Consider the following 23,742-nt stretch of genomic DNA (forward strand, 5'->3'; position numbering starts at 1 on the left):
CGGCCGGGTCCAGCTGCGCGGCGTGCCGGCCCGCAAGCCCGCCGCGATGGTCGACCCCGCCGATCCGCTCCTGGTCACCGGCGAGGACCCCAGCTCGGAGTACGTCTCCCGGGGCGGGCACAAGCTGGCCGGCGCGCTGGCCGCCTTCGCCCCGGGCGGACTGACGGTGGCCGGCCGCCGGTGCCTGGACGCCGGCGCCTCCACGGGCGGCTTCACGGACGTGCTGCTGCGCGCCGACGCGGCGGAGGTGGTCGCGGTCGACGTCGGCTACGGGCAGCTCGCCTGGCCGCTGCGCAACGACCCCCGGGTGCGGGTCTTCGAGCGCACCAACGTCCGTACGCTGACGCCGGAGGTCATCGACGGGCCGGTCGACCTCACGGTCGCCGACCTGTCGTTCATCTCGCTGCGGCTGGTGCTGCCGGCGCTGGCCGGCTGCACCCGGCCCGACGGCGACCTCGCGCTGATGGTGAAGCCGCAGTTCGAGGTCGGCAAGGAGCGGGTCGGGACCGGCGGGGTGGTCCGCGACCCGCTGCTGCGGGCGGAGGCCGTGCTCGACGTGGCCGCCGCGGCGGCCCGGCTCGACCTCGGCCTCGCCGACGTGGCCGCGAGCCCGCTGCCGGGGCCGAGCGGCAACGTCGAGTTCTTCGTATGGTTACGCCGGGGCGCACCGCCGGCCGACCCGGAGCGGGTGCGCGCGGTGGTGACCGCCGGGCCGGGTGGCCCGGCGCCGTCCGGCGACCAGCCGGACGCGGCGACGGAGGAGGTGGCCGGGTGAGTGAGCTGGCGAGCCCCGCGGTCGCGGGCGTGCCGCGCGGGATTCGTGCGGGCGCGACGGGACGGCCGTCCCGGTGAGCCGCACGGCCCTGCTGGTGACGCACACCGGCCGCCGGCGCAGCACCGAGCACGCCCGCGCCGTCGCCGCCGACCTGACCTCGGCCGGCTTCGAGGTGCGGGTCGTGGCCGAGGAGGCCGACGACCTCGACCTGCCCGAGGTGGTCCCGGTGACGGGCCTGGAGGCGGCCGAGGGCGCGGAGATCGTCTTCGCGCTCGGTGGGGACGGCACCTTCCTGCGCGCGGCGGAACTGGCCCGGCCGGCGAAGGTGCCGCTGCTCGGCATCAACCTCGGCAAGGTCGGCTTCCTCGCCGAGGCCGAGATCGACGACCTGGACAGCGCGGTACGCGACGTGGTCGAGCGCAACTACACCGTCGACGAGCGGCTCACCCTCGACGTGACCGCCGAGTTCGACGGCGGCCCGACCATCGAGTCCTGGGCGCTCAACGAGATCAGCGTCGAGAAGGGCGAGCGCGCCCAGATGTTGGAGCTGCTCGTCGACGTGGACGGCCGCCCGCTGTCCCGGTACGGCTGCGACGGGGTGGTCTGCGCCACCCCCACCGGCTCGACGGCGTACGCCTTCTCCGGCGGCGGGCCGGTGGTCTGGCCGGAGGTGGAGGCCCTGCTGCTGGTGCCGATCAGCGCGCACGCGCTGTTCAGCCGCCCGCTGGTCACCGCGCCCACCTCCACGTTCGCCATCACCGTCGACCCGTTCACCACCCTCGCGGTGATGTCCTGCGACGGCCGGCGGGTCTACGACCTGCCGCCCGGGGCGCGGGTCACCGTGCGGCGCGGCGCGCTGCCGGTGCGCGTCGTGCGGCTGCGGGACCGCCCGTTCACCGACCGGCTGGTGGCGAAGTTCGACCTGCCCGTGCACGGCTGGCGCGGCAACCGCCGGTGACCGCGGGGCGGGCCGGCGCCCACCGGCCGCGCCCGGGCCGCCCCGGCGGCGCTGTCGGCGGGCGGACGCACCGACGCGGCCACGCCGGCTGGTCAACTGTCGGGGGCCGCGTCTACTGTCGGTTGCTGTGCTGGAAGAGCTGCGCATCACCGGACTGGGCGTCATCGAGGACACCACGCTGCCGCTGACCGGCGGCATGAACGTCATCACCGGCGAGACCGGTGCGGGCAAGACCATGGTGGTCACCGGCCTCGGCCTGCTCTTCGGGGGGCGTGCCGACGCCGGGCGGGTCCGCGCCCAGCCGGGCCGGGCGGTGGTCGAGGGCCGGCTGAGGCTCGAGGGCCGCGTCGCCGCCACCGTGCACGCGCGGATCACCGACGCGGGCGGCGAGCCCGACGAGGACGGCTCGGTGCTGCTGAGCCGCACCGTCACCGTGGAGGGCCGCTCCCGGGCACACCTGGGCGGGCGGAGCATGCCGGTGTCGATGCTCGGCGAGGTGGGCGAGCAGGCGGTGGCGGTGCACGGCCAGTCCGACCAGCTGCGGCTGCTGCGGCCGGCCGAGCAGCGGGCCGCGCTGGACCGCTTCGCCGGCCCGGAGCACGAGAAGCTGCTCGACGCGCTGCGCGAGGCGTACGCCCGCTGGCGCGCGGTGGTCGACGACCTGACCGACCGGCGGCGCAACGCCCGCGAGCGCAACCAGGAGGCGGACCTGCTGCGCCTCGGCCTGGACGAGATTACCCGGGTAGACCCGCAGCCCGGCGAGGACGACGAGCTGAAGGCGGAGGCGCAGCGGCTGGAGCACGCCGAGGGGCTGCGCACCGCGGCGCAGGTGGCCCACCAGTGCGTGGCCGGCGGCGTGGAGGCGACCGACGAGACCCCGGACGCGGCGGCGCTGCTCGGCACCGCCCGCCGCACCCTGGAGGCGCAGGCAGGCACCGACCCGGCGCTGGGTGAGCTGGCGGGGCGGCTGGAGGAGGCGGCGACGCTCGTCACGGACGTCTCCGCCGAGCTGTCGGCCTACCTCGCCGCGCTGGACGCCGACCCGGCCCGGTTGCAGACCGTCTACGAGCGGCGGGCGGCGCTGCGCGCGCTCACCCGCAAGTACGCCGACGACGTCGACGGGGTGATCGCCTGGGCCGAGCGGGCCCGCAGCCGGCTGTCCGACCTGGACACCTCCGACGACCTCCTGGACGAGCTGGACCGGGAGGCCTCCCGGCTGGCCGGTGAGGTGGCCGAGCTGGCCGGCCGGGTGTCGACGTCGCGGCAGGAGGCGGCGAGCCGCTTCGCCGAGCAGGTCACCGTCGAGCTGGCCGGGCTGGCCATGCCGCACGCCCGGATCGAGGTGGCGGTGCTGCCCCGCGCGGCCGGCCGCGCCGAGCCGACCCTGCCGGTCAACGGCACCGAGGTCGGCGTCGGCCCCGACGGCGGCGACGAGGTCGAGCTGCGCCTGCTGGCCCACCCGGGCGCGCCCTCGCTGCCGTTGCAGCGCGGCGCCTCCGGCGGTGAGCTGTCCCGGGTGATGCTCGCCATCGAGGTGGTCTTCGCCGGTTCGGGCGGGCCGCCCACGCTGGTCTTCGACGAGGTCGACGCCGGGGTCGGCGGCCAGGCCGCGGTGGAGATCGGCCGGCGCCTGGCCCGGCTGGCCCGCAGCCACCAGGTGCTGGTCGTCACCCACCTGCCGCAGGTGGCGGCGTTCGCCGACCGGCACCTGGTGGTGGCGAAGGACACGGGCGGGGCGGTCACCACGAGCGGGGTCCGGGTGGTGGAGGACACCGAGCGCGCGCGGGAGCTGGCCCGGATGCTCGCGGGTCTGCCGGACTCCGACCTGGGTATCGCGCACGCCGAGGAGCTTCTCGCCGTGGCGGCCCGGGAGAGGCGCCCGTGAGGTCGGCGATTGTGAGCACAGGCACACCGGCCTGCGCGTTAGTGTGCTTCCCTGGGTAGGCGGCCCCTGCCCAGGCATGTCGCGACAGAATTGCCTGCCTCACATGCCAGGATGGTCACGATGCGTCTACCCACGTTGCGCCGGACCCGGAGCGCGGAACCGGGCAGGATCCTCGGCACCGCGCGCCTCGACCGCCGGACAAAACGCCTGGTCGGCCGGCTCCGCCCCGGCGACATCGCGGTCATCGACCACGTCGACCTCGACCGGGTGGCCGCCGATTCGCTCGTCGCCGTCGGTGTCGGTGCCGTGCTCAACGCGAAGCCCTCGGTCTCCGGCCGCTACCCCAACCTGGGCCCGGAGGTGCTGGTGGCCGCCGGCATCCCGCTCCTGGACGACCTGGGGGAGGGGGTCTTCGAGCGGATCCGCGAGGGCGACACCGTGCGGATCGAGGGCAACACCGTCTTCGTCGGCGACGAGCCGGTGGCACACGGCAGCCTTCAGGACGCCGAGACGGTGGCCAAGTCGATGGCCGACGCCCGGGAGGGGCTCTCGGTCCAGTTGGAGGCGTTCGCCGCCAACACGATGGACTACCTCCGCCAGGAGCGCGACCTGCTCCTCGACGGCGTCGGCGTGCCCGAGATCCAGACCGAGATGCAGGGGCGGCACTGCCTGATCGTGGTGCGCGGCTACGACTACAAGGCCGACCTGGACGTGCTGCGTCCCTACATCCGCGAGTTCAAGCCGGTCCTGATCGGCGTGGACGGCGGCGCGGACGCGCTGGTGGAGGCCGGCTACACGCCCGACGTGATCATCGGCGACATGGACTCGGTCACCGACGACGTGTTGCGCTGCGGCGCCGAGGTGATCGTGCACGCCTACCCGGACGGCCGGGCGCCGGGCCTGGCCCGGGTCAACGGCCTCGGCGTCCCGGCGGTGACCTTCCCGGCGGCGGCGACCAGCGAGGACCTGGCCATGCTGCTGGCCGACGAGAAGGGCGCCTCGCTGCTGGTCGCGGTCGGCACCCACGCCACGCTCGTCGAGTTCCTCGACAAGGGCCGCGGCGGGATGGCCTCCACGTTCCTGACCCGGCTCAAGGTCGGCGGGAAGCTGGTCGACGCCAAGGGTGTGAGCCGGCTCTACCGGCAGAGCATCTCCGGGTCGTCGCTGCTGCTGCTGGTGCTCTCCGCGATCGCGGCGATGGCGTCGGCGGTGGCGGTCTCCACGGTCGGCAAGGCGTATTTGGGCGTGGTCTCCGAGTGGTGGAACAATTTCGTGTTCCAGCTTGAACAGCTTTTCTAGCGTCCCACCGATCAAGAGGCTGCAGGTGTGATCAACTTCCGGTACCACGTGGTGTCCCTGACCGCGGTCTTCCTCGCGCTGGCGATCGGCCTGGTGGTCGGCACCGCCGCCCTGAACGGCCCGGTGGCCGACTCGCTCAAGGAGAACGTCAACGGGCTGCGCAAGGACAACCAGCTGATGCGCCAGGCGGTCCAGAACATGGAGAAGGAGCTGGAGCTCGAGGAGGAGTTCGCGGCCCAGATCGCCGAGGTCGTCCTGCCCGGCACGCTGACCAACAAGCGGGTGCTGGTGGTCAGCCTGCCCACGGGGCGCGACCACACCGAGGGCGTGGTCAAGATGCTCCAGCTCGCCGGGGCCCAGGTGACCGGTCGCATCGACCTGCAGGACAAGTTCATCAACCCGGACAACAACAACAACCTGCTGGAGCTGGCCGTCACCGCCGCGCGCCCCACCAGCGCGCCGACCGCCGGGCTGCCCGGCAACGGGCACGGGGTGGAGACGTCGACCGCGCTGCTGGCCAGCGTGCTGCTCGACCGGGCGCCCGGCGCGACCCCGGTCAGCGAGGCCGACCGGCGGGCGGTGCTGGCCGCGTACACCAACGCCAACTACCTGACCACGGAGGACCGGGTCACCGCGTCGGCGGAGGCCGTCGTCGTGGTCAGCGGGCAGCCGTACGTGGACAAGGACTCGGCGAAGAAGGACGAGTCGGTGCTCAAGGTCGCCGAGCAGTTCGACCGCACCGGGACGATCGTCGTGGGCGGCAACGGCTCGGCCGGCGGGAACCTGGTGGCCGCCGTGCGGAGCGACCCCGTGCTGGTGCAGACCATCTCCACCGTCGACAACGCCAACACCGTCCAGGGCCAGCTGGTCACCGCCCTCGCGCTGGTGCAGCAGGTCACCGAGAAGAAGGCCGGGCAGTACGGCGTCGCCGACAACGCCACCCTGCTGCCTAGACTGCCCCAGTGATGCGACGACGTACCCCGGTGTCCGGATCCAGCTTCGCCGACGTACGGCGGGAGGGAGACGCGTGAGTCTGCTCGGTCGACTGCTGATCGCCGGCGCGGGCGCCGCCGCCGTCCGGTACGCGCTGCGCGAGGTGCGCACCTCACCGGCCGGTCCCGCGCTCGACCGGACCAACTTCCGCGGTCGCACGGTGAGCCTGGCCGCCGGCCCCGCGCTCGCGGCCGGCGCGGCCGGGGTGGGCGCGTTCGGCGCCTCCAGCGGCCCGTCGGGCGCCGCCGCCCTGGTCGCCGGGGTGGGCGCCGGGGCCGTCGGGCTCTACGACGACGTGGTCGGGGCCCGGCCGGAGCAGAAGGCGGCCAAGGGCTTCGCCGGGCATTTGGCCGCGCTGCGCGAGGGCCGCGTCACCGCCGGGATGGTCAAGGTCGTCGGGGTGGGGGCCGCGGGCCTCGGTGCCGCCGCGCTGCTCGCCGCCGACCCCCGGGTCGCCGCGCACCGGCGCCGCCAGCGGCAGGGCCCGCTGGGCCGGGGCGTCGACGTGCTGCTCGGCGCCGGGGTCATCGCCGGCACGGCGAACCTGCTCAACCTGCTCGACCTGCGTCCCGGCCGGGCGCTGAAGTCCGGCCTCCTGCTCGGCGCGCCGCTGGCCGGCGGCCCGCACGGCGGGATCGCCGCCGGCGCCGTCGGCGCCGCCGCCGGGCTGCTCCCCGCCGACCTCGGCGAGGACGTGATGCTCGGCGACAGCGGCGCGAACGCGCTCGGCGCGCTGCTCGGTGTGGCGCTGGCCGCGCGTACCGGGCCGGTCGGGCGGGCCGGCCTGCTCGCCGTGCTCGCCGGCCTCACCGCGGCCAGCGAGAAGGTCAGCTTCACCCAGGTCATCCAGCGCACCCCGGGGCTGCGCGAGCTCGACGCACTGGGCCGGCGCGCCGACTGACGTGACGACCCCGGCACCCCTCGCCGGCGCCGGCCGTGTCGCCGCAGCGGCCGCGCTCATCGCCGTCCTCACCGTGGTCAGCCGGCTCGCCGGCTTCGGCCGTACCGCCGTCTTCACCTGGGTCGTGCAGAAGAGCGACCTCGGCGGCATGTACGTGATCGCCAACACGGTCCCGAACATCATCTTCGAGATCGTGGCCGGCGGCGCGCTGGCGAGCCTGGTCGTACCGCTGCTGGCCGGGCCGGTCGCGGCCGGCGACCGGCGCGCGGTGGCCGCCACCACCGGGGCCCTGCTCACCTGGACGGTCACCCTGCTGGTGCCGCTGGCCGTCCTGGTGGCGGTGGCGGCCGGCCCGGTCGTGTCGCTGATGAGCGAGGGACGCTCGGAGGCGGAACTGGCGGCCGGCGCGCGGCAACTGCGGGTCTTCGCCCCGCAGTTGCCGCTCTACGGCGTCGGCATCGTGCTCACCGGGGTGCTCCAGGCGCACCGCCGGTTCGCCTGGCCGGTGATCGCGCCGCTGCTGTCCAGCCTCACCGTGATCGTGGTGTACCTCGCCTTCGGCGGCGCCGAGGGACGAGGCGTGGGCGTCGCGCAGGTGAGCCCCGGCGGCGAGCTGATCCTCTCCGCCGGCACCACGCTGGGCGTGGTGGTGCTGTCGCTGTCGCTGCTGATCCCGCTGCGCCGGTTGGGCCTGCGGCCTCGCTTCGGCTACGCGTTCCCGCCCGACGCCCGGGCACGGGTCGGCGGGTTGGCGATGGCCGGGGCGGTGACGGTCACCGCGCAGCAGCTCGCGCTCCTGGTGCTGCTCAGGCGGGTCTCCGGTGGGCCGACCGGTTCGCCGCAGGTGTTCAACCTGGCCCAGACCATGTACCTGCTGCCCTGGGCGGTGCTGGCGGTGCCGCTGGCGGTGGCGGCGTACCCGACGCTGGCGGCCGCCGCCACCGCGGGACGGGACGAGGACTACCGCCGCACGCTCTCCTCGACGGTGCGCGGGGTGCTGCTGTTCAGCTGCCTCGGCGCGGCGGCCCTCATCGGCACGGCCGCGCCGGTCGCCGCGTTCTTCTACCCGGACGACCCGGGCTCCACCGCCGCCGGCATCGTCGGCTTCGCCCCCGGGCTGCTCGGCTACGGCCTCTTCGCGGTGCTCTCCCGCGCCCTCTACGCCCGGGGGGACACCCGCCCCGCCACCGTCGCGATCACCGCCGGCTGGCTGGCGGTGCCGGTGGCGGCGGTGCCGCTGGCGGCCCTGCTGCCGGTGGCGGACCGGGTGCTCGCGGTCGCCCTGGCCAACTCGGTCGGGATGGTGCTGCTCGGCGGCCTGCTGCTCGTCGCGGTGCGGCGCGCGACCGGGCGCCCCGCGCTCGCCGGCGCGGCCCGGGCCGGCGCCGCCGGACTGCTCGCCGGCACCCTGGCCGCGCTCGCCGGAACGGCCGTCGCCCGCTGGCTCGACACGGCCGCCGGCGGCACCCCGACGACACCGGGCGCACTCGTGCAGGGCATGCTGTCCGGAGCCCTGGTCGGCGTCGTGTTCCTTGCCGTCGTCTGGCTGGTCGACCGGCGGGACGTGACGCCGCTGCTCGCCGGGGTGCTCCGGCGGCTGGGCCGGACGGGCCGGCGTGGGCCGGCGGCCCCCGCCCAGGGGACGGGCGAGGGAGACATCCCCCCGGATCGGGGTGGCGGGAAGGAGACGGTGTCCCGGTGAGCGGGTGCAGGACGGGTGACCGGCCGACGGCGACCGACGGGCGGGGGTGGTCGCGGTGACGGCACCGGCACCCGGTTGGCGCGGCACGGTGGCCCTGCTGCTCGCCTCCAGCACCGGCGGCGTCGGGCAGCACGTCCGCTCGCTGGCCCGGGGCCTGACCGACGCGGGCGCCTCCGTGCTGGTCTGCGGGCCCGCCGCGACGCAGGAGCAGTTCGACTTCACGGGCGCCGGCGCCCGCTTCCTGCCGGTGGAGATCCCGGCCAGCCCGACCCCGGCCGACGCCCGGGCGGTGACCGCGCTGCGCCGGGCGCTCGCCGCCGAACCGGTCGACGTGCTGCACGCCCACGGCCTGCGGGCCGGGCTCGTCGCCGTGCTCGCCCGCCCGGCCGCCCCGCTCGTGGTCACCTGGCACAACGCGGTGCTCGCGGGCGGCCTGCGGGGCGGCGTGTCCCGCCTCGTCGAGCGGGTCGTCGCCCGGGGCGCCCGGGTGGCGCTCGGGGCCTCCGCCGACCTGGTCGAGCGGGCCGCCGCGCTGGGCGCGACGGACGCCCGGCTCGCCCCGGTCGCCGCGCCGGCACTGCCCGCGCCGCGCCGCCGCCGGGCCGCCGTCCGCGCCGAGTTCGGCGTCGGCCAGGACCGGCCGCTGATCCTCTCCGTCGGCCGGCTGCACCCGCAGAAGCGGTACGACGTGCTGGTCGACGCGGCCGCCCGGTGGCGTACGCGGACCCCGGCGCCGGTCGTGGTGATCGCCGGCAGCGGCCCGGCCTACCTGCCGCTGGCCGCCCGGATCTCCGCCGCCCGGGCCCCGGTGACCCTGCTCGGGCACCGTACGGACGTGGGCGACCTGCTCGCCGGGGCCGACCTGGCGGTGGTGACCAGCGACTGGGAGGCCCGTCAGCTCTTCGCGCAGGAGGCGATGCGGGCCGGCGTACCGCTGGTGGCGACCGCGGTCGGCGGGCTGCCGGAGCTGGTCGGCGACGCCGCGGCGCTGGTGCCGCCGGGGGACGTGGACGCCGTCGACGCGGCCGTGCGCGCCCTGCTCGACGACGAGGCCGCGCGGGCCGAGCTGGGGCGGCGCGGCGCCGCCCGGGCCGCCACCTGGCCCACCGAGGCCGACACCCTCGCCCAGCTGGCGGCGCTCTACGCCGAGCTGGCCCCGGACGGCGCCGGGCCGGCGGCTCCCGACGCGGACGCCCCGTCGACGGGACGCCGGTGATGCGGCGCAGAATCGCCCCGATCCTGCTGACCCTCGTCGTGGTGGCGCTGGGCATCACCGCGCTGACGGCCCGCCCCGACCGGGCGGCGCCGGGGCGCACCGCCGACTTCGTGGTGCTGGTCGGGGTGGCCGGGCTGCGCTGGGAGGACGTTGACCCGCAGACCACGCCGACGCTGTGGCGGATGGCCCAGGGCGGCTCGATCGGCTCCCTGTCGGTCCGTTCCGCGCACCGGCCGACCTGCCCCGTGGACGGCTGGCTGACCCTCGGCGCCGGCAGCTACGCCGCCTGGAACGGCAGCCGGCAGGCCGGCGGCTGCCCGCCGGCCCAGGTGACGGTGGAGCAGCCCGACGGCATCGGCGCGAACCTGCCCGACCAGGAGAGCGTCGTCCTGCACAACCAGGAGCGGCTGCCCTGGGGCACGGTGCCCGGCGCGCTGTCGGAGTCGGTGCGCTGTTCGGTGGCGGTCGGACCCGGCGCGGCCGTGGCCGCCGCCCGGCCGTTCGGCCGCGTCGACCGGTACGCCCCGGCGCTGCCGGCGGACCCGGCGGGCCTGCTCGGCTCCTGCGTGCTGAGCATCGTCGACCTCGGCACGGTCGCCGGCGAGGACCCGGCGGCCCGGGCCGCGCTCGCGCGCGAGGCGGACGCCCGCCTGGCCCGGGTGCTGGCCGCCCGGCCGCCCCGCTCGCTGGTGCTCGTCGCCGGGGTGTCCGACACCGAGGCCCCGTCCCGGCTGCACGTCGCCGTCGCCGACGGGCCGGGCTGGGAACGCGGGTGGCTCACCTCGGCCAGCACCGGCCGCGAGGGCTACCTGCAACTGGTCGACCTCGCGCCGACCGCGCTCACCGCGCTGGGCCGGCCGATGCCCGAGCGGCCCTTCCTCGGCCGGCCGGCCGAGTCGGTCGGCGGTCGGCCGGCGGACCTCGCCGCCGCGATCGCCGAGCCCGCGGACGCCGACCGGGAGGCGGCCGCCCAGCACCGGGTGGCCGACTGGTTCTTCACGCTGCTGGCCGGCGCCCAGGTGCTGCTGGCGGTGGCGGTGCTGCCGCTGCTGCGCCGGGCCCGCCGGCACGCCGGCCCGTACGGCCCGGAGCCGGTGTCGCGGCGGGTGGTGGCGGTCGTGGAACTGCTGCTGATCGCGGTGGCCCTCGCCGTCCCGGCGGCCCTGCTCGCCGACGCCGTGCCCTGGTGGCGCGGGGACCACGCCGGCGTGTACTTCGCCGGGGTGACCGTGCTGCTGCTGGTCGCCGGGACCGCCGTGGTGCGGCTCGCGCCGGGGTACGCGGGCACCCTCGGCCCGCTCGGCGCGGTGGCCGGCCTGACCGCGCTGACCGTGGGGATGGACGTGCTCACCGGCGCCCGCCTCCAGCTCAACGGGGTGGTCGGCTACTCGGCCCTGGAGGGCGGCCGGTACGCCGGGCTGGGCACCGTCGGGCTCGGGGTGTTCCTGGCCGGCGCCCTGCTGAGCGCGGGGTGGCTGGCCCAGCGGGTCCGCCGCTCCTGGCGGCCGCCGGTGATGGTGGCCGTCGGTGGCGCCGCCGTGCTGATCGTCGGCAGCCCGTACCTGGGATCCGATCCGATCGGCGCGATCGCGCTGACCGCCGGGCTGAGCGTCGCCGCGGCGATCAGCGCCGGCGGCTGGCTGACGATCAGCCGGCTGGCCTGGGCCACCATGGCCGGGCTCGCGCTGACCATCGGCTTCGCGGTGCTCGACCTGCGTCGGCCCCCCGCCGAGCGGGGCAGCCTCGGCCGGTTCCTGGCCGCCGTCGGCGACGGCACCGGCGGGCTCACCGTGCACCGGTCCAGCACGGCGAACTTCGAGACCCTGGTCAACAGCCCGCTGACCGTGCTGGCCCTGGCCGGCGCCCTGCTGGTCTGGTTCGCCCTGCTCCAGCCGTGGGGCGGGCTGAAGCGGTTGTTCGGCATCTACCCGGCGATGCGGGCGGCCATGGCCGGCACCGCCGTCGCCGCGGTGATCGGCGGGGTGCTGGGCGGCGACGCCCTGGACGTGGCCGGCGCGGCCGCCGCCCTGGTGGTGCCGATGGCGGCGCTGGCCGCGCTGCGGGTGCTCGACCACTCCACCGACCGCACGCTGCCCGACGCGGGCCGCCAGCGCGACGACGGGCCCGGCGGCACGGGCGACGGGTCGGGCGGCGACAGCGGCGGGGGACCGGACGGCGAGGACCCGGACCGGCCGGCGCCGAGCGGCGCGGGGGCGGACGCCGCCCGTACCCCGAATCCGGGCGCGGGACCGGCCGTGGCGCCGGCGCCCCCGGCCCCGCGCGTCCCCGGCCCGGCGACCGGGGCGGACGGGCCGACGGCCGGCACGGACGCCGGGCAGCGCGCGCCGGCGGGTCGGCCATCGACCGAGGTCACCGCCTCCTGAGCCGGGGACCGACGCGCCGCCGCCCGCTGCGGGTGCGCCCGGCGGGCGGGCCGGCAGAGGTGTTACCGTGGAATCCCGTGGATCGCGTGATCACTTGGCTGATCGGCACGGCGGTCTGCACGACCGCGACGGACGACACGGGAGCAGGCCTTGGCCCCTTCAGCACGGACGACCAGGCACATTTTCGTCACCGGGGGAGTCGCCTCCTCGCTGGGTAAGGGCCTCACCGCCTCCAGCCTCGGCAACCTGCTCACCGCGCGCGGCCTGCGCGTGGTCATGCAGAAGCTCGACCCCTACCTCAACGTCGACCCGGGGACGATGAACCCGTTCCAGCACGGCGAGGTCTTCGTCACCGAGGACGGCGCCGAGACCGACCTCGACGTCGGACACTACGAGCGGTTCCTGGACCGGGCGCTCTCCGGCAAGGCGAACGTCACGACCGGCCAGATCTACTCGGAGGTGATCGCCAAGGAGCGGCGCGGCGAGTACCTGGGCGACACGGTCCAGGTCATCCCGCACATCACCAACGAGATCAAGTCGCGGATCCTGGCGATGGCCGACCCCGACGACGACGGCCAGGTGCCGGACGTGGTGATCACCGAGGTCGGCGGCACCGTCGGCGACATCGAGTCGCTGCCGTTCCTGGAGGCGATCCGCCAGGTCCGCCACGACCTGGGCCGGGACAACTGCTTCTACCTGCACGTCTCGCTGGTGCCGTACCTGGCGCCGTCGGGCGAGCTGAAGACGAAGCCGACCCAGCACTCGGTGGCCCAGCTGCGCAGCATCGGCATCCAGCCCGACGCGCTGGTGCTGCGCTGCGACCGGGAGATCCCCGACAAGGTCAAGCAGAAGCTGTCGCTCTACTGCGACGTCGACCGCGAGGCCGTCACCGCCGCCCCGGACGCGCCGAGCATCTACGACATCCCGAAGGTGCTGCACCGCGAGGGCCTCGACGCGTACGTGGTGCGCCGGCTCGGCCTCTCCTTCCGAGACGTCGACTGGACCAGCTGGGACGACCTGCTGGAGCGGGTGCACCAGCCCCGGCACACCGTCACCGTCGCCGTGGTCGGCAAGTACGTCGACCTGCCCGACGCGTACCTGTCGGTGAGCGAGGCGATCCGCGCCGCCGGCTTCGGCCACCGGGCCCGGGTGCAGCTGCGCTGGGTGCCCAGCGACGAGTGCGTCACCCCGACCGGCGCGGCGGCCGCCCTGGCCGGCGTGGACGGCATCGTCATCCCGGGCGGCTTCGGCGTGCGCGGCATCGAGGGCAAGATCGGCACGGCCCGGTACGCCCGCGAGAACGGCATCCCGCTGCTCGGCCTCTGCCTCGGCCTGCAGTGCATGACCATCGAGGTGGCCCGGCACCTGGCCGGCCTGGAGGGCGCCAACTCGCTGGAGTTCGACGAGGAAGCCGCGCACCCGGTCATCGCCACGATGGCCGACCAGGAGGACATCGTCGCCGGCCGGGGCGACCTGGGCGGCACCATGCGGCTGGGGGCCTACCCGGCGGCGATCGCCGAGGGCTCGCTGGTCGCCGAGGCGTACGGCAGCACCGAGGTCAGCGAGCGGCACCGGCACCGGTACGAGGTGAACAACGCCTACCGCGACGCGCTGACCAAGGCCGGCCTGCACATCTCCGGCACCTCGCCGGACGGGCGGCTGGTCGAGTTCATCGAGCTGGACCGGGGCCTGCACCCGTTCTTCGTCGCCACCCAGGCGCACCCGGAGCTGAAGAGCCGGCCGACCCGGCCGCACCCGCTCTTCGCCTCCTTCGTGAAGGCGGCGGTGGCCTACTCGGAGGCCGACCAGCTTCCGGTCGACCTGGACGCGGCCGAGAGCGCCGCCGCGAAGAAGGCCGCCCGCAACGGTGGCGCCGCCGCGAAGGCGGCGTCGGCGTCGTGAGCGGGCGGAGCGAGCGAACCATCGGGCACAGCAGCGTGGCGGCTCACGCCGCTGGGACGCGAAGCGGGGCGGCGTCGTGAGCGCCGTCGAGCACCGCTACGAGGTGCGCTCCCGCACCGAGCGCTACCAGGGCCGGATCTTCGACGTGGTCAGCGAGGAGGTGACCATGCCGGGCGGCGGGACGGGCGTGCGCGACGTCGTCCGGCACGTCGGCGCGGTCGCCGTGGTGGCGCTCGACGCGGCCGGCCAGGTGGTGCTGATCCGCCAGTACCGGCACGCGGTCGGGCGGCACCTGTGGGAGCTGCCCGCCGGGCTGACCGACGTCTCCGGCGAGGACCTGGCCGCCGCCGCGGTCCGGGAGCTGGCCGAGGAGGTGGACCTGGCCGCCGGGCGGGTCGACGTGCTGGTGGACCTGCACAGCTCGCCGGGCTTCACCAACGAGCTGGTCCGGGTCTTCCTGGCCCGGGACCTGACCGACGTGCCTGCGGAGCAGCGGCACGAGCGACGCGAGGAGGAGGCCGACCTCCAGGTCGTCCGCATCGACCTCGACGAGGCGGTCGGCATGGTCCTCGCGGGCGAGATCACCAACGCCTCCTGCGTGGCCGGGCTGCTCGCCGCCGTCCGGGCCCGCGACACCGGCTGGTCCGCGCTGCGCCGACCGGACGCGCCGCTGCCGCGCTGACGGCGGTCGCGTCGCCGCCGGTGGCCCGGCGACGGGTGCGGGTCTACGTGATGAGGGGCCGTGCGGTACGCCGCACGGCCCCTTTCCTCGTTGCGGACCGGTCAGTCGCGCAGCGGGCGACCCTGTCCGTCGACGCCACCGTTGACCAGGATCAGGATGCCGTCGATGGTGCCCCAGAGGCCGCCGATGCCGCCGGTGCAGACGCCCACGACGAGCTGGAGAACGCCGATCTTGGTGTGGCCCATGTAGAACCGACCGGCGCCGAAGACGCCGAGCAGGATGCCGAGGATGCCCGCGACGACCTTGCTCTTGTCGGAGACGCCCGACGGGTAGCCGGGCTGGTAAGGAGGTGTGGTCATGAGGCGACACCCTAGTGATCCACTGGTCTCCTGTCCGCAGCGGTACCCGAAGAGTGGGACGATAATGGATGAACACTGTCCTGACGGCTGAGGTGACGTCCCACCGCCGGCGCCGTTCATGCCTGACACATCGTCAGGGCGTACGGGCACCGGATGTCACTGTGCTGCCTCATCGGGGGCGGCCACGCGCCTAGACTGCCGCCGGCGGGACCGGTGGACCGCGGCGGCAAAGGGGCCGCCGTGGCACCGCGCAGTCGGGGGAGCGCAGCCCCGAAGAGAGGTGTCTGCATCGTGAAGGTCGGAATCCCACGCGAGGTCAAGAACCACGAGTACCGCGTGGCGATCACGCCGGCGGGCGTCAACGAGTTCGTCCGCAGCGGCCACCAGGTCTTCGTCGAGTCCGGCGCCGGGGTCGGCTCCAGCATCGGCGACGACGAGTTCGCCGCCGCCGGGGCCAAGATCCTGGCCACCGCCGACGAGGTGTGGGAAACCGCCGAACTGGTGCTCAAGGTCAAGGAGCCGATCGCCGAGGAGTACCACCGGATGCGCGAGGGGCAGGTGCTCTTCACCTACCTGCACCTGGCCGCCTCGAAGGCGTGCACCGACGCGCTCGTCGACCGCAAGGTCACCGGCATCGCGTACGAGACCGTCGAGCTGCCCGACCGGTCGCTGCCGCTGCTCGCCCCGATGTCCGAGGTGGCCGGCCGGCTCGCCCCGCAGGTGGGCGCCTACCACCTCCAGCGGCAGGGCGGCGGGCGCGGCATCCTGATGGGCGGCGTCTCCGGCGTGTACGCCGCGAAGACGGTGGTCATCGGCGCCGGCGTCTCCGGCATGAACGCCGCCGCGATCGCGCTCGGCCTGCAGGCCGAGGTGCTGCTGCTGGACAAGAACGTCGCCCGGCTGCGGCAGGCCGACGCGATCTACCGCGGCCACCTGCAGACGGTGGCCTCCAACGCGTACGAGATCGAGCGGGCCGTGCTGGACGCGGACCTGGTCATCGGCGCGGTGCTCGTGCCCGGCGCGAAGGCCCCGACCCTGATCTCCAACGAGCTGGTCTCCCGGATGAAGCCGGGCAGCGTGCTGGTCGACATCTCCATCGACCAGGGCGGCTGCTTCGAGGACTCGCGTCCCACCACGCACGCCGAGCCGACCTACCAGGTGCACGACTCGATCTTCTACTGCGTGGCGAACATGCCGGGCGCGGTGCCGCACACCAGCACCTACGCGCTGACCAACGTCACCCTGCCGTACGCGCTGGAGCTGGCCAACCACGGCTGGCGCGAGGCGCTGCGTCGCGACCCGGCGCTGGCGCTGGGCCTGAACACCCACGACGGCCAGGTCACCTACGGCCCGGTCGCCGAGGCGCACGGCATGGCGAACCTCGCGCTGGCCGACGCGCTGGCCTGAGGGGTGGCGGGCTGACCGGCACACCGGACGGGGCCGGCGCGGGCGTGCAGCCCGCGCCGGCCCTGCGCCGTGCCGTCCGCGGCTACCTCGACCACCTCACCGTCGAGCGGGGGCTCTCGGCGAACACGCTCTCGTCGTACCGCCGGGACCTGGAGCGCTACCTGGCCACCCTGGCGGCGGCCGGCGTGCCGGACCTGGCCGCCGTCGGCCCGGGGCAGGTCGAGGCGCACCTGGCCCGGCTGCGCGCCGGCGACGACGCGCACCCGCCGCTGGCGGTCTCCTCCGCCGCGCGGGCGGCCAGCGCCGTGCGCGGCCTGCACCGGTTCGCGCTGCGCGAGGGGCTGGCCGGCGCCGACCCCAGCCGCGACGTCCGCCCGCCCACGCCGCCGCGCCGGCTGCCCCGCGCGTTGCCGGTCGACGCCGTGGTGCGGCTGCTGGAGACCGCCGGGGCGGTGACCACCGCCGGCGACCAGGCGCCGCTCGCGCTGCGCGACCGGGCGCTGCTGGAGTTCCTGTACGGCACCGGCGCGCGGATCTCCGAGGCGGTCGGCGCCGCCGTGGACGACCTGGACGTCGACGAGGGCACCGTGCTGCTGCGCGGCAAGGGCGGCCGCACCCGGCTGGTCCCGATCGGCGGGTACGCCGTCGAGGCGGTGCGGGCCTGGCTGGTCCGGGCCCGGCCCGGGCTGGCCGCCGCCGGTCGGGGCACCCCGGCGGTCTTCCTCAACGCCCGCGGCGGCGCGCTGACCCGGCAGGGCGCCTGGACGATCCTGCGTCGTGCCGCCCAGCGGGCCGGGCTGCCGGTGGACGGGCCGGAGGCGGTCTCCCCGCACACCCTGCGCCACTCCTACGCGACCCACCTGCTCGACGGCGGCGCGGACGTGCGGGTGGTGCAGGAACTGCTCGGCCACGCCTCGGTGACCACCACCCAGGTCTACACCCTGGTCACCGTCGAGCGGCTGCGCGAGGTGTACGCGACCGCCCATCCCCGGGCGCGGGGGTGACCTGTCCGGCCCCCGGCCCGGGCGCGGGGCCGACCACCGCCCGCCCCGCCGGGGGCGGCCGGACTCCGGTGGCCGCCGGCCGGTTCGCGCGGCGCGACGGCGCCCGGGGCGGTCCGTGGGGGACGCCGCCGGCGGCTGGCCTGGTGGGCGGGGCGGCGACACGCCGAGCGGGTGCGACCGGGCCGCCGGGCGGTGGCGTACAGTCGGCATCGGCGCGGACCTCCTGGGGCGATGGTGATGCAGACCGGGGTGCGCAGCGGCGCCGCGAAGGACGTCGGACGGCTCCGACGCCGGGTGGTCGTCGGGAGGGGGCAACGAGCACATGGCTGGCAACGGTGACCGTGCCGAGACCTGGACGTCGGAGCTCCGCGAGCAGCAGGCCACGCTCGGGGCGGATCTCGGTCCGGCGGATCCGGCGGCATACACGATGCGCAAGCCGATTCCCGAGCCGATGCCGACCGACCGGCACGGCCCGGCCCGGATCATCGCGATGGCCAACCAGAAGGGTGGCGTGGGCAAGACCACCACGACCATCAACCTGGGCGCCGCGCTGGCCGAGTACGGACGCAAGGTGCTGCTTGTCGACTTCGACCCGCAGGGCGCCCTCTCGGTCGGGCTGGGGGTCAACCCGCACAACCTCGACCTGTCGGTCTACAACCTGCTCATGCAGGACGACGTCACCGCCGAGGACGTCCTGATCAAGACCGACGTGGCGGGGCTGCACCTGCTGCCGGCCAACATCGACCTCTCCGCGGCCGAGATCCAGCTGGTCAACGAGGTCGCCCGGGAGATGGCCCTGGCCCGGGTGCTCCGGTCGGTGCGCAAGGAGTACGACTACATCCTGATCGACTGCCAGCCCTCGCTGGGCCTGCTGGCGATCAACGCGCTGACCGTGGCGCACGGCGTGCTCATCCCCCTGGAGTGCGAGTTCTTCAGCCTGCGCGGCGTGGCCCTGCTGCTGGACACCATCGACAAGGTGCGCGAGCGGCTCAACTTCGACCTGGAGCTCGAGGGCATCCTCGCCACCATGTACGACAGCCGCACCACCCACTGCCGGCAGGTGCTCCAGCGGGTGGTGGAGGCGTTCGGCGACAAGGTCTACCAGACGGTGATCACCAAGACCGTCAAGTTCCCCGAGTCCACCGTCGCCGGCGCCCCGATCACCACGCTCGACCCGGCCTCGTCGGGTGCCCGCAACTACCGCCAGCTGGCCCGCGAGGTGATCGCCGCCCAGGCCGAGCGGTAGGCCGGGATGCACCTTCGCGCCGCGCCGTCCGGGGCGTGGACTACGGTCTCCCGGTGACCGCGCCACCCCTCGACCCTCCGACGACGCCGGAGCAGCCGCCCGTGCGGGCCGCCGAGGCCGTCGCCGAGGTGCCGACGGACCCGGCCGGGGTGCCCGAGGCGGCGGCGGAGAGCGGCGGGTTCACCGTCCGGCTGGCGAACTTCACCGGCCCGTTCGACCTGCTGCTCCAGCTGATCGGCAAGCACAAGCTCGACGTGACCGAGGTCGCACTGCACCGCGTCACCGACGAGTTCATCGCCTACATCCGCGCGATGGGCGACCAGTGGGACCTGGACGAGGCCAGCGAGTTCCTGCTCATCGCCGCGACCCTGCTGGACCTCAAGGCGGCCCGGCTGCTGCCCGCCGCCGAGGTCGAGGACGAGGAGGACCTCGCGCTGCTGGAGGCGCGGGACCTGCTCTTCGCCCGGCTGTTGCAGTACAAGGCGTACAAGGAGGCGGCGGCGCACATCGCGGCGCTGGAGGAGGTCGGCGGGCGGCGCTACCCCCGCGCGGTCACCCTGGAGCCCCGGTACGCCGAGGCGCTGCCCGACCTGGTGCTCGGCATCGGCCCGGAGCGGCTGCTGAGGCTGGCGATCAGGGCGATGACGCCGAAGCCGGTGCCCGAGGTATCCATCGCCCACGTGCACATGGTGCGGGTCAGCGTCCGGGAGCACGCGGCCATCCTCACCGAGCGGCTGCGCCGGGCCGGCACGGCCACCTTCTCGCTGCTCTGCGCCGACTGCGAGGCCACCCTGGAGGTGGTGGCCCGGTTCCTGGCCCTGCTGGAGCTCTACCGGGAGGGCCTGGTCGCCTTCGTCCAGGAGCAGGCCCTGGAGGAGCTGACCGTACGCTGGACCGGTCCCGCCGACGGCGGCCCCGACCTGCACATCGACGAGTACGCGGGCGCCCCGCCCGAGCCCGCCGAGCCCGCCGGGCGAGCGGACCGGAACGAGGGAGGAGCAGAGGGATGAACAGCGACGAGCGCCGGGACTCCCTGGCCGACCAGGCGGCCGCCTGGGTGCCTCCCTGGCAGCGCCCCACGGTCCCCTCCGCCACGCCCGACGCCGAGGATCCCGGCGAGTCCCCGCCCGCGGCGGCTCCGGAGCCACCGGTGCCCGCGGAGCCGCTGAACCCGCCGGAGCCTTCGGAGCCCCCGGGGCCACCGGCGCTCCCGGAGCCGCCGCGGGTGCCGGGGCCCGCGGGGATCCCCGCGGGGCCCGCGCTGGCGGAGGACGTGGTCCCCGCGCTGGCGGAGGACGTGGTCCCCGCGCTGGCGGAGGACGTGGTGCCCGCGCCGGCGGGGGAGGGCCCGGGCGGCAGGGCGCCGGAGAAGGCGCCCAGGGCCCGCCGGCGGGCGGCGCCCGCGCCCGAGCCGGCCCCGGAACTCGACGACGCCGAGCTGCGCGGGGCGCTGGAGGCGATCCTGCTGGTGGTGGACGAGCCGGTCAGCGAGCTGACCCTCGCCCAGGTGCTGGAGCAGCCCGCCGAGCGGATCGGGCCGGTGCTGGACGGGATCGCCGCGGGCTACACGGCCGCCGGGCACGGCTTCGAGCTACGCCGGGCGGCGGGTGGCTGGCGTCTCTACACCCGGCCGGAATACGCCACCTACGTGGAACGGTTCGTACTGGACGGGCAGTCCGTGCGACTGACCCAGGCCGCGCTGGAGACACTGGCCGTGATCGCCTACAAGCAGCCCGTCACCCGGGGGCGGATCTCCGCCATCCGGGGTGTCAACTGCGACGGGGTGATCCGTACCCTGGTGTCCCGCGGGTTGGTCGAGGAGTGCGGCACCGAACCGGACAGCGGGGCGTTCCTCTACCGGACCACCACGATGTTCCTGGAGAAGCTCGGGCTGAACAGCGTCGACGACCTCCCGCCGCTGGCCCCGTTCCTTCCCGACGACGTAGAAGAGCTTGCCGATGCCACGCGATGACCGCACGCCCCGCCCCGACGCGCCCGCCTTCGAGGGGGCCGAGCGCCTGCAGAAGGTGCTGGCCGCCGCCGGTGTGGGCTCCCGGCGCGCCTGCGAGGACCTGATCTTCCGCCGCCGGGTCACCGTCGACGGCCGGGTCGCCCAGCTCGGCGACAAGGTCGACCCCGCCACCGCCGTGATCCACGTCGACGGCGAGCGCCTCGTCGCCGACACCCGACTGGTCTACCTGGCCATGAACAAGCCCCGCGGGGTCGTCTCCACCATGGCTGACGAGAAGGGGCGCACCGCGCTCGCCGACTTCCTCGGCAACCGGGTGGAGCAGCGGGTCTACCACGTGGGGCGGCTCGACGCCGACAGCGAGGGCCTGCTGCTGCTCACCAACGACGGCACCCTCGCGCACAAGCTGATGCACCCGTCGTACGGGGTGCAGAAGACGTACCTCTGCGAGGTGTCCGGGCCGATCCCGCGCAACCTCGGCAAGCGGCTGATGGCCGGCGTGGAGCTCGAGGACGGGCCGGCGAAGGTCGACTCCTTCCGGGTGGTGGACACGCTGGGACGGACCGCCCAGGTGGAGCTGAGCCTGCACGAGGGGCGCAAGCACATCGTCCGCCGGCTGCTCGGCGAGGCGGGCCACCCGGTGAGCCGGCTGGTGCGTACCGCGATCGGGCCGATCCGGCTGGGCGACCTGCGCGCCGGGCGGACGCGGCGGCTGACCAACGCGGAGGTCGCCGCCCTGTTCAAGGCCGTGGGTGACTGACCCCCGAGTTCGGGGTACGGCTGCCGGTAGGCTCCCTGGCGGCCCGGCGCGGGCGGCGCCCACCGGGCGGCGCGACGCCGGGCATCATTGAGAACGTTTGGACAACCGCTCGCGGCACATCCGGTGTTTCGTGAGGTACGGGCTGAGGAGGACGACGGTGGAGGAAAACGAACGGGCCGGGCGATGCGTGGTCGCTGTGGACGGACCGTCCGGTTCGGGTAAGTCCACCGTCTCCCGGCGGCTCGCCGTCGGTCTCGGTGCCCGCTATCTCGACACCGGCGCCATGTACCGCGCCATCACCTGGGCGGTGCTGCGCTCGGGGGTCGACCTGACCGACGCCGAGTCGGTGGCCAAGGTCGCCGGCGAGGTGGACCTGCGCATCGGCACCGACCCCGAGGGCTACGGCGTGACCGCCGACGGCGTGAACGTCGACGCCGAGATCCGCGGGCCGGAGGTGACCGGGGCGGTCTCTGCCGTGGCCGCCGTGCCGGCGGTGCGCGCCCTGCTGGTCACCCGGCAGCGCGAGATGATCGCCAATGCCGGCCGGATCGTGGTCGAGGGCCGCGACATCGGGTCCGTGGTGGCCCCGGACGCCGACCTGAAGGTCTACCTCACCGCCTCCGAGGCGGCCCGGGCCGCCCGGCGCAGCGCCGAGGACGCCACCGACGTCGCGGCGACCGCGGCCGACCTGGCCCGGCGCGACCGGCTCGACTCGACCCGCAAGGCCGACCCGCTGACCCAGGCCGCCGACGCCGTGGTGCTGGACACCACCGAGCTGGGCATCGACGAGGTCGTCGGGCGCCTGCGCGACCTGCTGACCGATCGGGGAGTGGCATGACCGAGACCGACGGGTGGATCGAGCTGCGGGAACCGGACGTCGATACCGAGGAGCCGACCGGCCCGCAGCCGGTCGTGGCCGTGGTGGGCCGCCCCAACGTGGGCAAGTCGACCCTGGTCAACCGGATCATCGGTCGCCGCCAGGCGGTCGTCGAGGACGTCCCCGGGGTCACCCGGGACCGCGTCCCGTACGACGCGCAGTGGGCCGGCCGGCAGTTCACCGTGGTGGACACCGGCGGGTGGGAGCCCGACGCCAAGGACCGGGCCGCCGCGATCGCGGCGCAGGCCGAGACGGCGGTAGCGACCGCCGACGTGGTGCTGTTCGTGGTCGACGCGATGGTCGGCTCGACGGACGTGGACGAGGCGGCCGTACGGATGCTGCGCCGCAGCGCCAAGCCGGTGATCCTGGTCGCGAACAAGGCCGACAACACCGCCATCGAGATGGAGGCGACCTCGCTGTGGTCGCTGGGCCTGGGTGAGCCGTACCCGGTGTCGGCGCTGCACGGGCGCGGTTCCGGCGACCTGCTCGACGCCATCATGGCCGCGCTGCCGGAGGCCCCGAAGATCGTCGAGAACCGGCCGCGCGGCCCGCGCCGGGTGGCCCTCGTCGGCCGGCCGAACGTCGGCAAGTCCAGCCTGCTCAACCGCTTCTCGGGCGAGGAGCGGGCGGTCGTCGACTCGGTCGCCGGCACGACCGTCGACCCGGTCGACAGCCTGGTCGAGATCGGCGGGGAGACCTGGCAGCTGGTCGACACGGCGGGCCTGCGCAAGCGGGTCGGCAAGGCCAGCGGCACCGAGTACTACGCCAGCCTGCGGACCGCCGGGGCGATCGAGGCCGCCGAGGTCGCCGTGGTGCTGCTGGACTCCAGCGAGCCGATCAGCGAGCAGGACCAGCGGATCCTGTCCATGGTCACCGAGTCCGGCCGGGCGCTGGTGATCGCGTTCAACAAGTGGGACCTGGTCGACGCCGACCGCCGGTACTACCTGGACAAGGAGATCGATCGCGAGCTGCGCCGCATCCCGTGGGCGATCCGGCTCAACCTGTCGGCGCAGACCGGCCGGGCGGTCGACAAGCTGGCGCCGGCGCTGCGCAAGGCCCTGGCCAGCTGGGAGACCCGGGTGCCGACCGCACAGCTCAACTCGTGGCTGACCGCGCTGGTGCAGGCGACCCCGCACCCGGTGCGTGGCGGGCGGGCGCCGAAGATCCTCTTCGCCACCCAGGCGGGCGTGGCGCCGCCGCGCTTCGTGCTGTTCACCACCGCTCCGCTGGACGCCGGCTACCAGCGGTTCGTCGAGCGCAAGCTGCGCGAGGAGTTCGGCTTCGAGGGCAGCCCGATCGAGATCTCCGTACGCCCCCGCAAGAAGCTCGGCCCCGGCGGCCGGGGCAAGGCGCACGGCTGACCGCCGCACCTGAAAATGCCGGGTGGGAGCACGCTCCCACCCGGCTTTTCGCCGCCCACAAA

Annotated in this window: 20 protein-coding genes; 19 read left to right on the forward strand and 1 reads right to left on the reverse strand. The window is 75.2% G+C overall.

Annotation, left to right across the window (positions count from 1 at the left end; translation table 11 throughout):
* The 11 genes from ACSNN9_RS03775 to ACSNN9_RS03825 form a co-directional block, all read left to right on the forward strand.
* A partial coding sequence (locus ACSNN9_RS03775; RefSeq protein ID WP_436671220.1) for a TlyA family RNA methyltransferase occupies positions 1–775 on the forward strand: 775 nt, incomplete at its 5' end.
* Between the two features lie 73 nt (positions 776–848).
* Positions 849–1,733 carry an NAD kinase gene (locus ACSNN9_RS03780; RefSeq protein WP_357883498.1) on the forward strand — a complete coding sequence of 295 codons (885 nt, stop codon included), beginning with the start codon at positions 849–851 and terminating at the stop codon, positions 1,731–1,733.
* Between the two features lie 127 nt (positions 1,734–1,860).
* Positions 1,861–3,618 (forward strand): DNA repair protein RecN, encoded by a 1,758-nt coding sequence (gene recN, locus ACSNN9_RS03785; RefSeq protein WP_436671221.1) that lies wholly within the window; start codon positions 1,861–1,863, stop codon positions 3,616–3,618.
* A gap of 120 nt (positions 3,619–3,738) precedes the next feature.
* Positions 3,739–4,917 (forward strand): putative cytokinetic ring protein SteA, encoded by a 1,179-nt coding sequence (gene steA, locus ACSNN9_RS03790; protein WP_357883192.1) that lies wholly within the window; start codon positions 3,739–3,741, stop codon positions 4,915–4,917.
* A gap of 27 nt (positions 4,918–4,944) precedes the next feature.
* Positions 4,945–5,883 (forward strand): copper transporter, encoded by a 939-nt coding sequence (locus ACSNN9_RS03795; protein WP_436671222.1) that lies wholly within the window; start codon positions 4,945–4,947, stop codon positions 5,881–5,883.
* Between the two features lie 61 nt (positions 5,884–5,944).
* Positions 5,945–6,811 carry a hypothetical protein gene (locus ACSNN9_RS03800; protein ID WP_436671223.1) on the forward strand — a complete coding sequence of 289 codons (867 nt, stop codon included), beginning with the start codon at positions 5,945–5,947 and terminating at the stop codon, positions 6,809–6,811.
* A gap of 1 nt (position 6,812) precedes the next feature.
* Positions 6,813–8,513, forward strand: coding sequence for a murein biosynthesis integral membrane protein MurJ (murJ, locus tag ACSNN9_RS03805; protein WP_436671224.1), 1,701 nt, complete (start codon positions 6,813–6,815; stop codon positions 8,511–8,513).
* Between the two features lie 55 nt (positions 8,514–8,568).
* Positions 8,569–9,729, forward strand: a complete 1,161-nt coding sequence (locus ACSNN9_RS03810; protein WP_436671225.1) for a glycosyltransferase family 4 protein — start codon at positions 8,569–8,571, stop codon at positions 9,727–9,729.
* Positions 9,729–12,113, forward strand: a complete 2,385-nt coding sequence (locus tag ACSNN9_RS03815; protein ID WP_436671226.1) for a hypothetical protein — start codon at positions 9,729–9,731, stop codon at positions 12,111–12,113. Before ACSNN9_RS03810 ends, ACSNN9_RS03815 begins: the two co-directional genes overlap by 1 nt.
* Before the next feature lie 150 nt (positions 12,114–12,263).
* Entirely contained in the window at positions 12,264–14,015 is a 1,752-nt protein-coding gene (locus ACSNN9_RS03820) for a CTP synthase (RefSeq protein WP_436671227.1), read from the forward strand.
* A 76-nt stretch (positions 14,016–14,091) separates the two neighbouring features.
* The gene (locus ACSNN9_RS03825) at positions 14,092–14,697 is read left to right on the forward strand and encodes an NUDIX domain-containing protein (RefSeq protein ID WP_436671228.1); all 606 of its coding nucleotides are present in this window, start codon (positions 14,092–14,094) and stop codon (positions 14,695–14,697) included.
* A gap of 101 nt (positions 14,698–14,798) precedes the next feature.
* Here ACSNN9_RS03825 and ACSNN9_RS03830 read toward each other — a convergent pair whose 3' ends face one another.
* Positions 14,799–15,056 carry a TM2 domain-containing protein gene (locus ACSNN9_RS03830; RefSeq protein WP_436671229.1) on the reverse strand — a complete coding sequence of 86 codons (258 nt, stop codon included), beginning with the start codon at positions 15,054–15,056 and terminating at the stop codon, positions 14,799–14,801.
* 291 nt (positions 15,057–15,347) lie between these two features.
* On the opposite strand from ACSNN9_RS03830, the gene ald reads away from it, so the two are divergent.
* The 8 genes from ald (at position 15,348) to der (ending at position 23,680) form a co-directional block, all read left to right on the forward strand.
* Positions 15,348–16,463, forward strand: a complete 1,116-nt coding sequence (gene ald / locus ACSNN9_RS03835) for an alanine dehydrogenase (protein ID WP_436671230.1) — start codon at positions 15,348–15,350, stop codon at positions 16,461–16,463.
* Between the two features lie 11 nt (positions 16,464–16,474).
* Positions 16,475–17,467 carry a site-specific tyrosine recombinase XerD gene (locus tag ACSNN9_RS03840; protein WP_436671281.1) on the forward strand — a complete coding sequence of 331 codons (993 nt, stop codon included), beginning with the start codon at positions 16,475–16,477 and terminating at the stop codon, positions 17,465–17,467.
* A gap of 322 nt (positions 17,468–17,789) precedes the next feature.
* Entirely contained in the window at positions 17,790–18,713 is a 924-nt protein-coding gene (locus ACSNN9_RS03845; protein ID WP_121397670.1) for a ParA family protein, read from the forward strand.
* Positions 18,714–18,766: 53 nt separating this feature from the next.
* Entirely contained in the window at positions 18,767–19,723 is a 957-nt protein-coding gene (locus tag ACSNN9_RS03850; protein WP_436671231.1) for a segregation and condensation protein A, read from the forward strand.
* Positions 19,720–20,685 (forward strand): SMC-Scp complex subunit ScpB, encoded by a 966-nt coding sequence (gene scpB / locus ACSNN9_RS03855; protein ID WP_436671232.1) that lies wholly within the window; start codon positions 19,720–19,722, stop codon positions 20,683–20,685. Before ACSNN9_RS03850 ends, scpB begins: the two co-directional genes overlap by 4 nt.
* On the forward strand, positions 20,672–21,442 hold the full coding sequence (locus ACSNN9_RS03860; protein WP_121397673.1) for a pseudouridine synthase: 771 nt from the start codon (positions 20,672–20,674) through the stop codon (positions 21,440–21,442). Before scpB ends, ACSNN9_RS03860 begins: the two co-directional genes overlap by 14 nt.
* Positions 21,443–21,599: 157 nt before the next feature.
* Positions 21,600–22,280, forward strand: a complete 681-nt coding sequence (gene cmk / locus ACSNN9_RS03865; protein WP_436671233.1) for a (d)CMP kinase — start codon at positions 21,600–21,602, stop codon at positions 22,278–22,280.
* A complete protein-coding gene (gene der, locus ACSNN9_RS03870; RefSeq protein ID WP_436671234.1) occupies positions 22,277–23,680 on the forward strand; it encodes a ribosome biogenesis GTPase Der in 1,404 nt (467 codons plus the stop codon). The genes cmk and der overlap by 4 nt, the downstream gene beginning before the upstream one ends.
* Positions 23,681–23,742 lie beyond the last annotated feature (62 nt).

The sequence above is a fragment of the Micromonospora sp. URMC 107 genome, assembly GCF_051386315.1.
Classification (GTDB): domain Bacteria; phylum Actinomycetota; class Actinomycetes; order Mycobacteriales; family Micromonosporaceae; genus Micromonospora.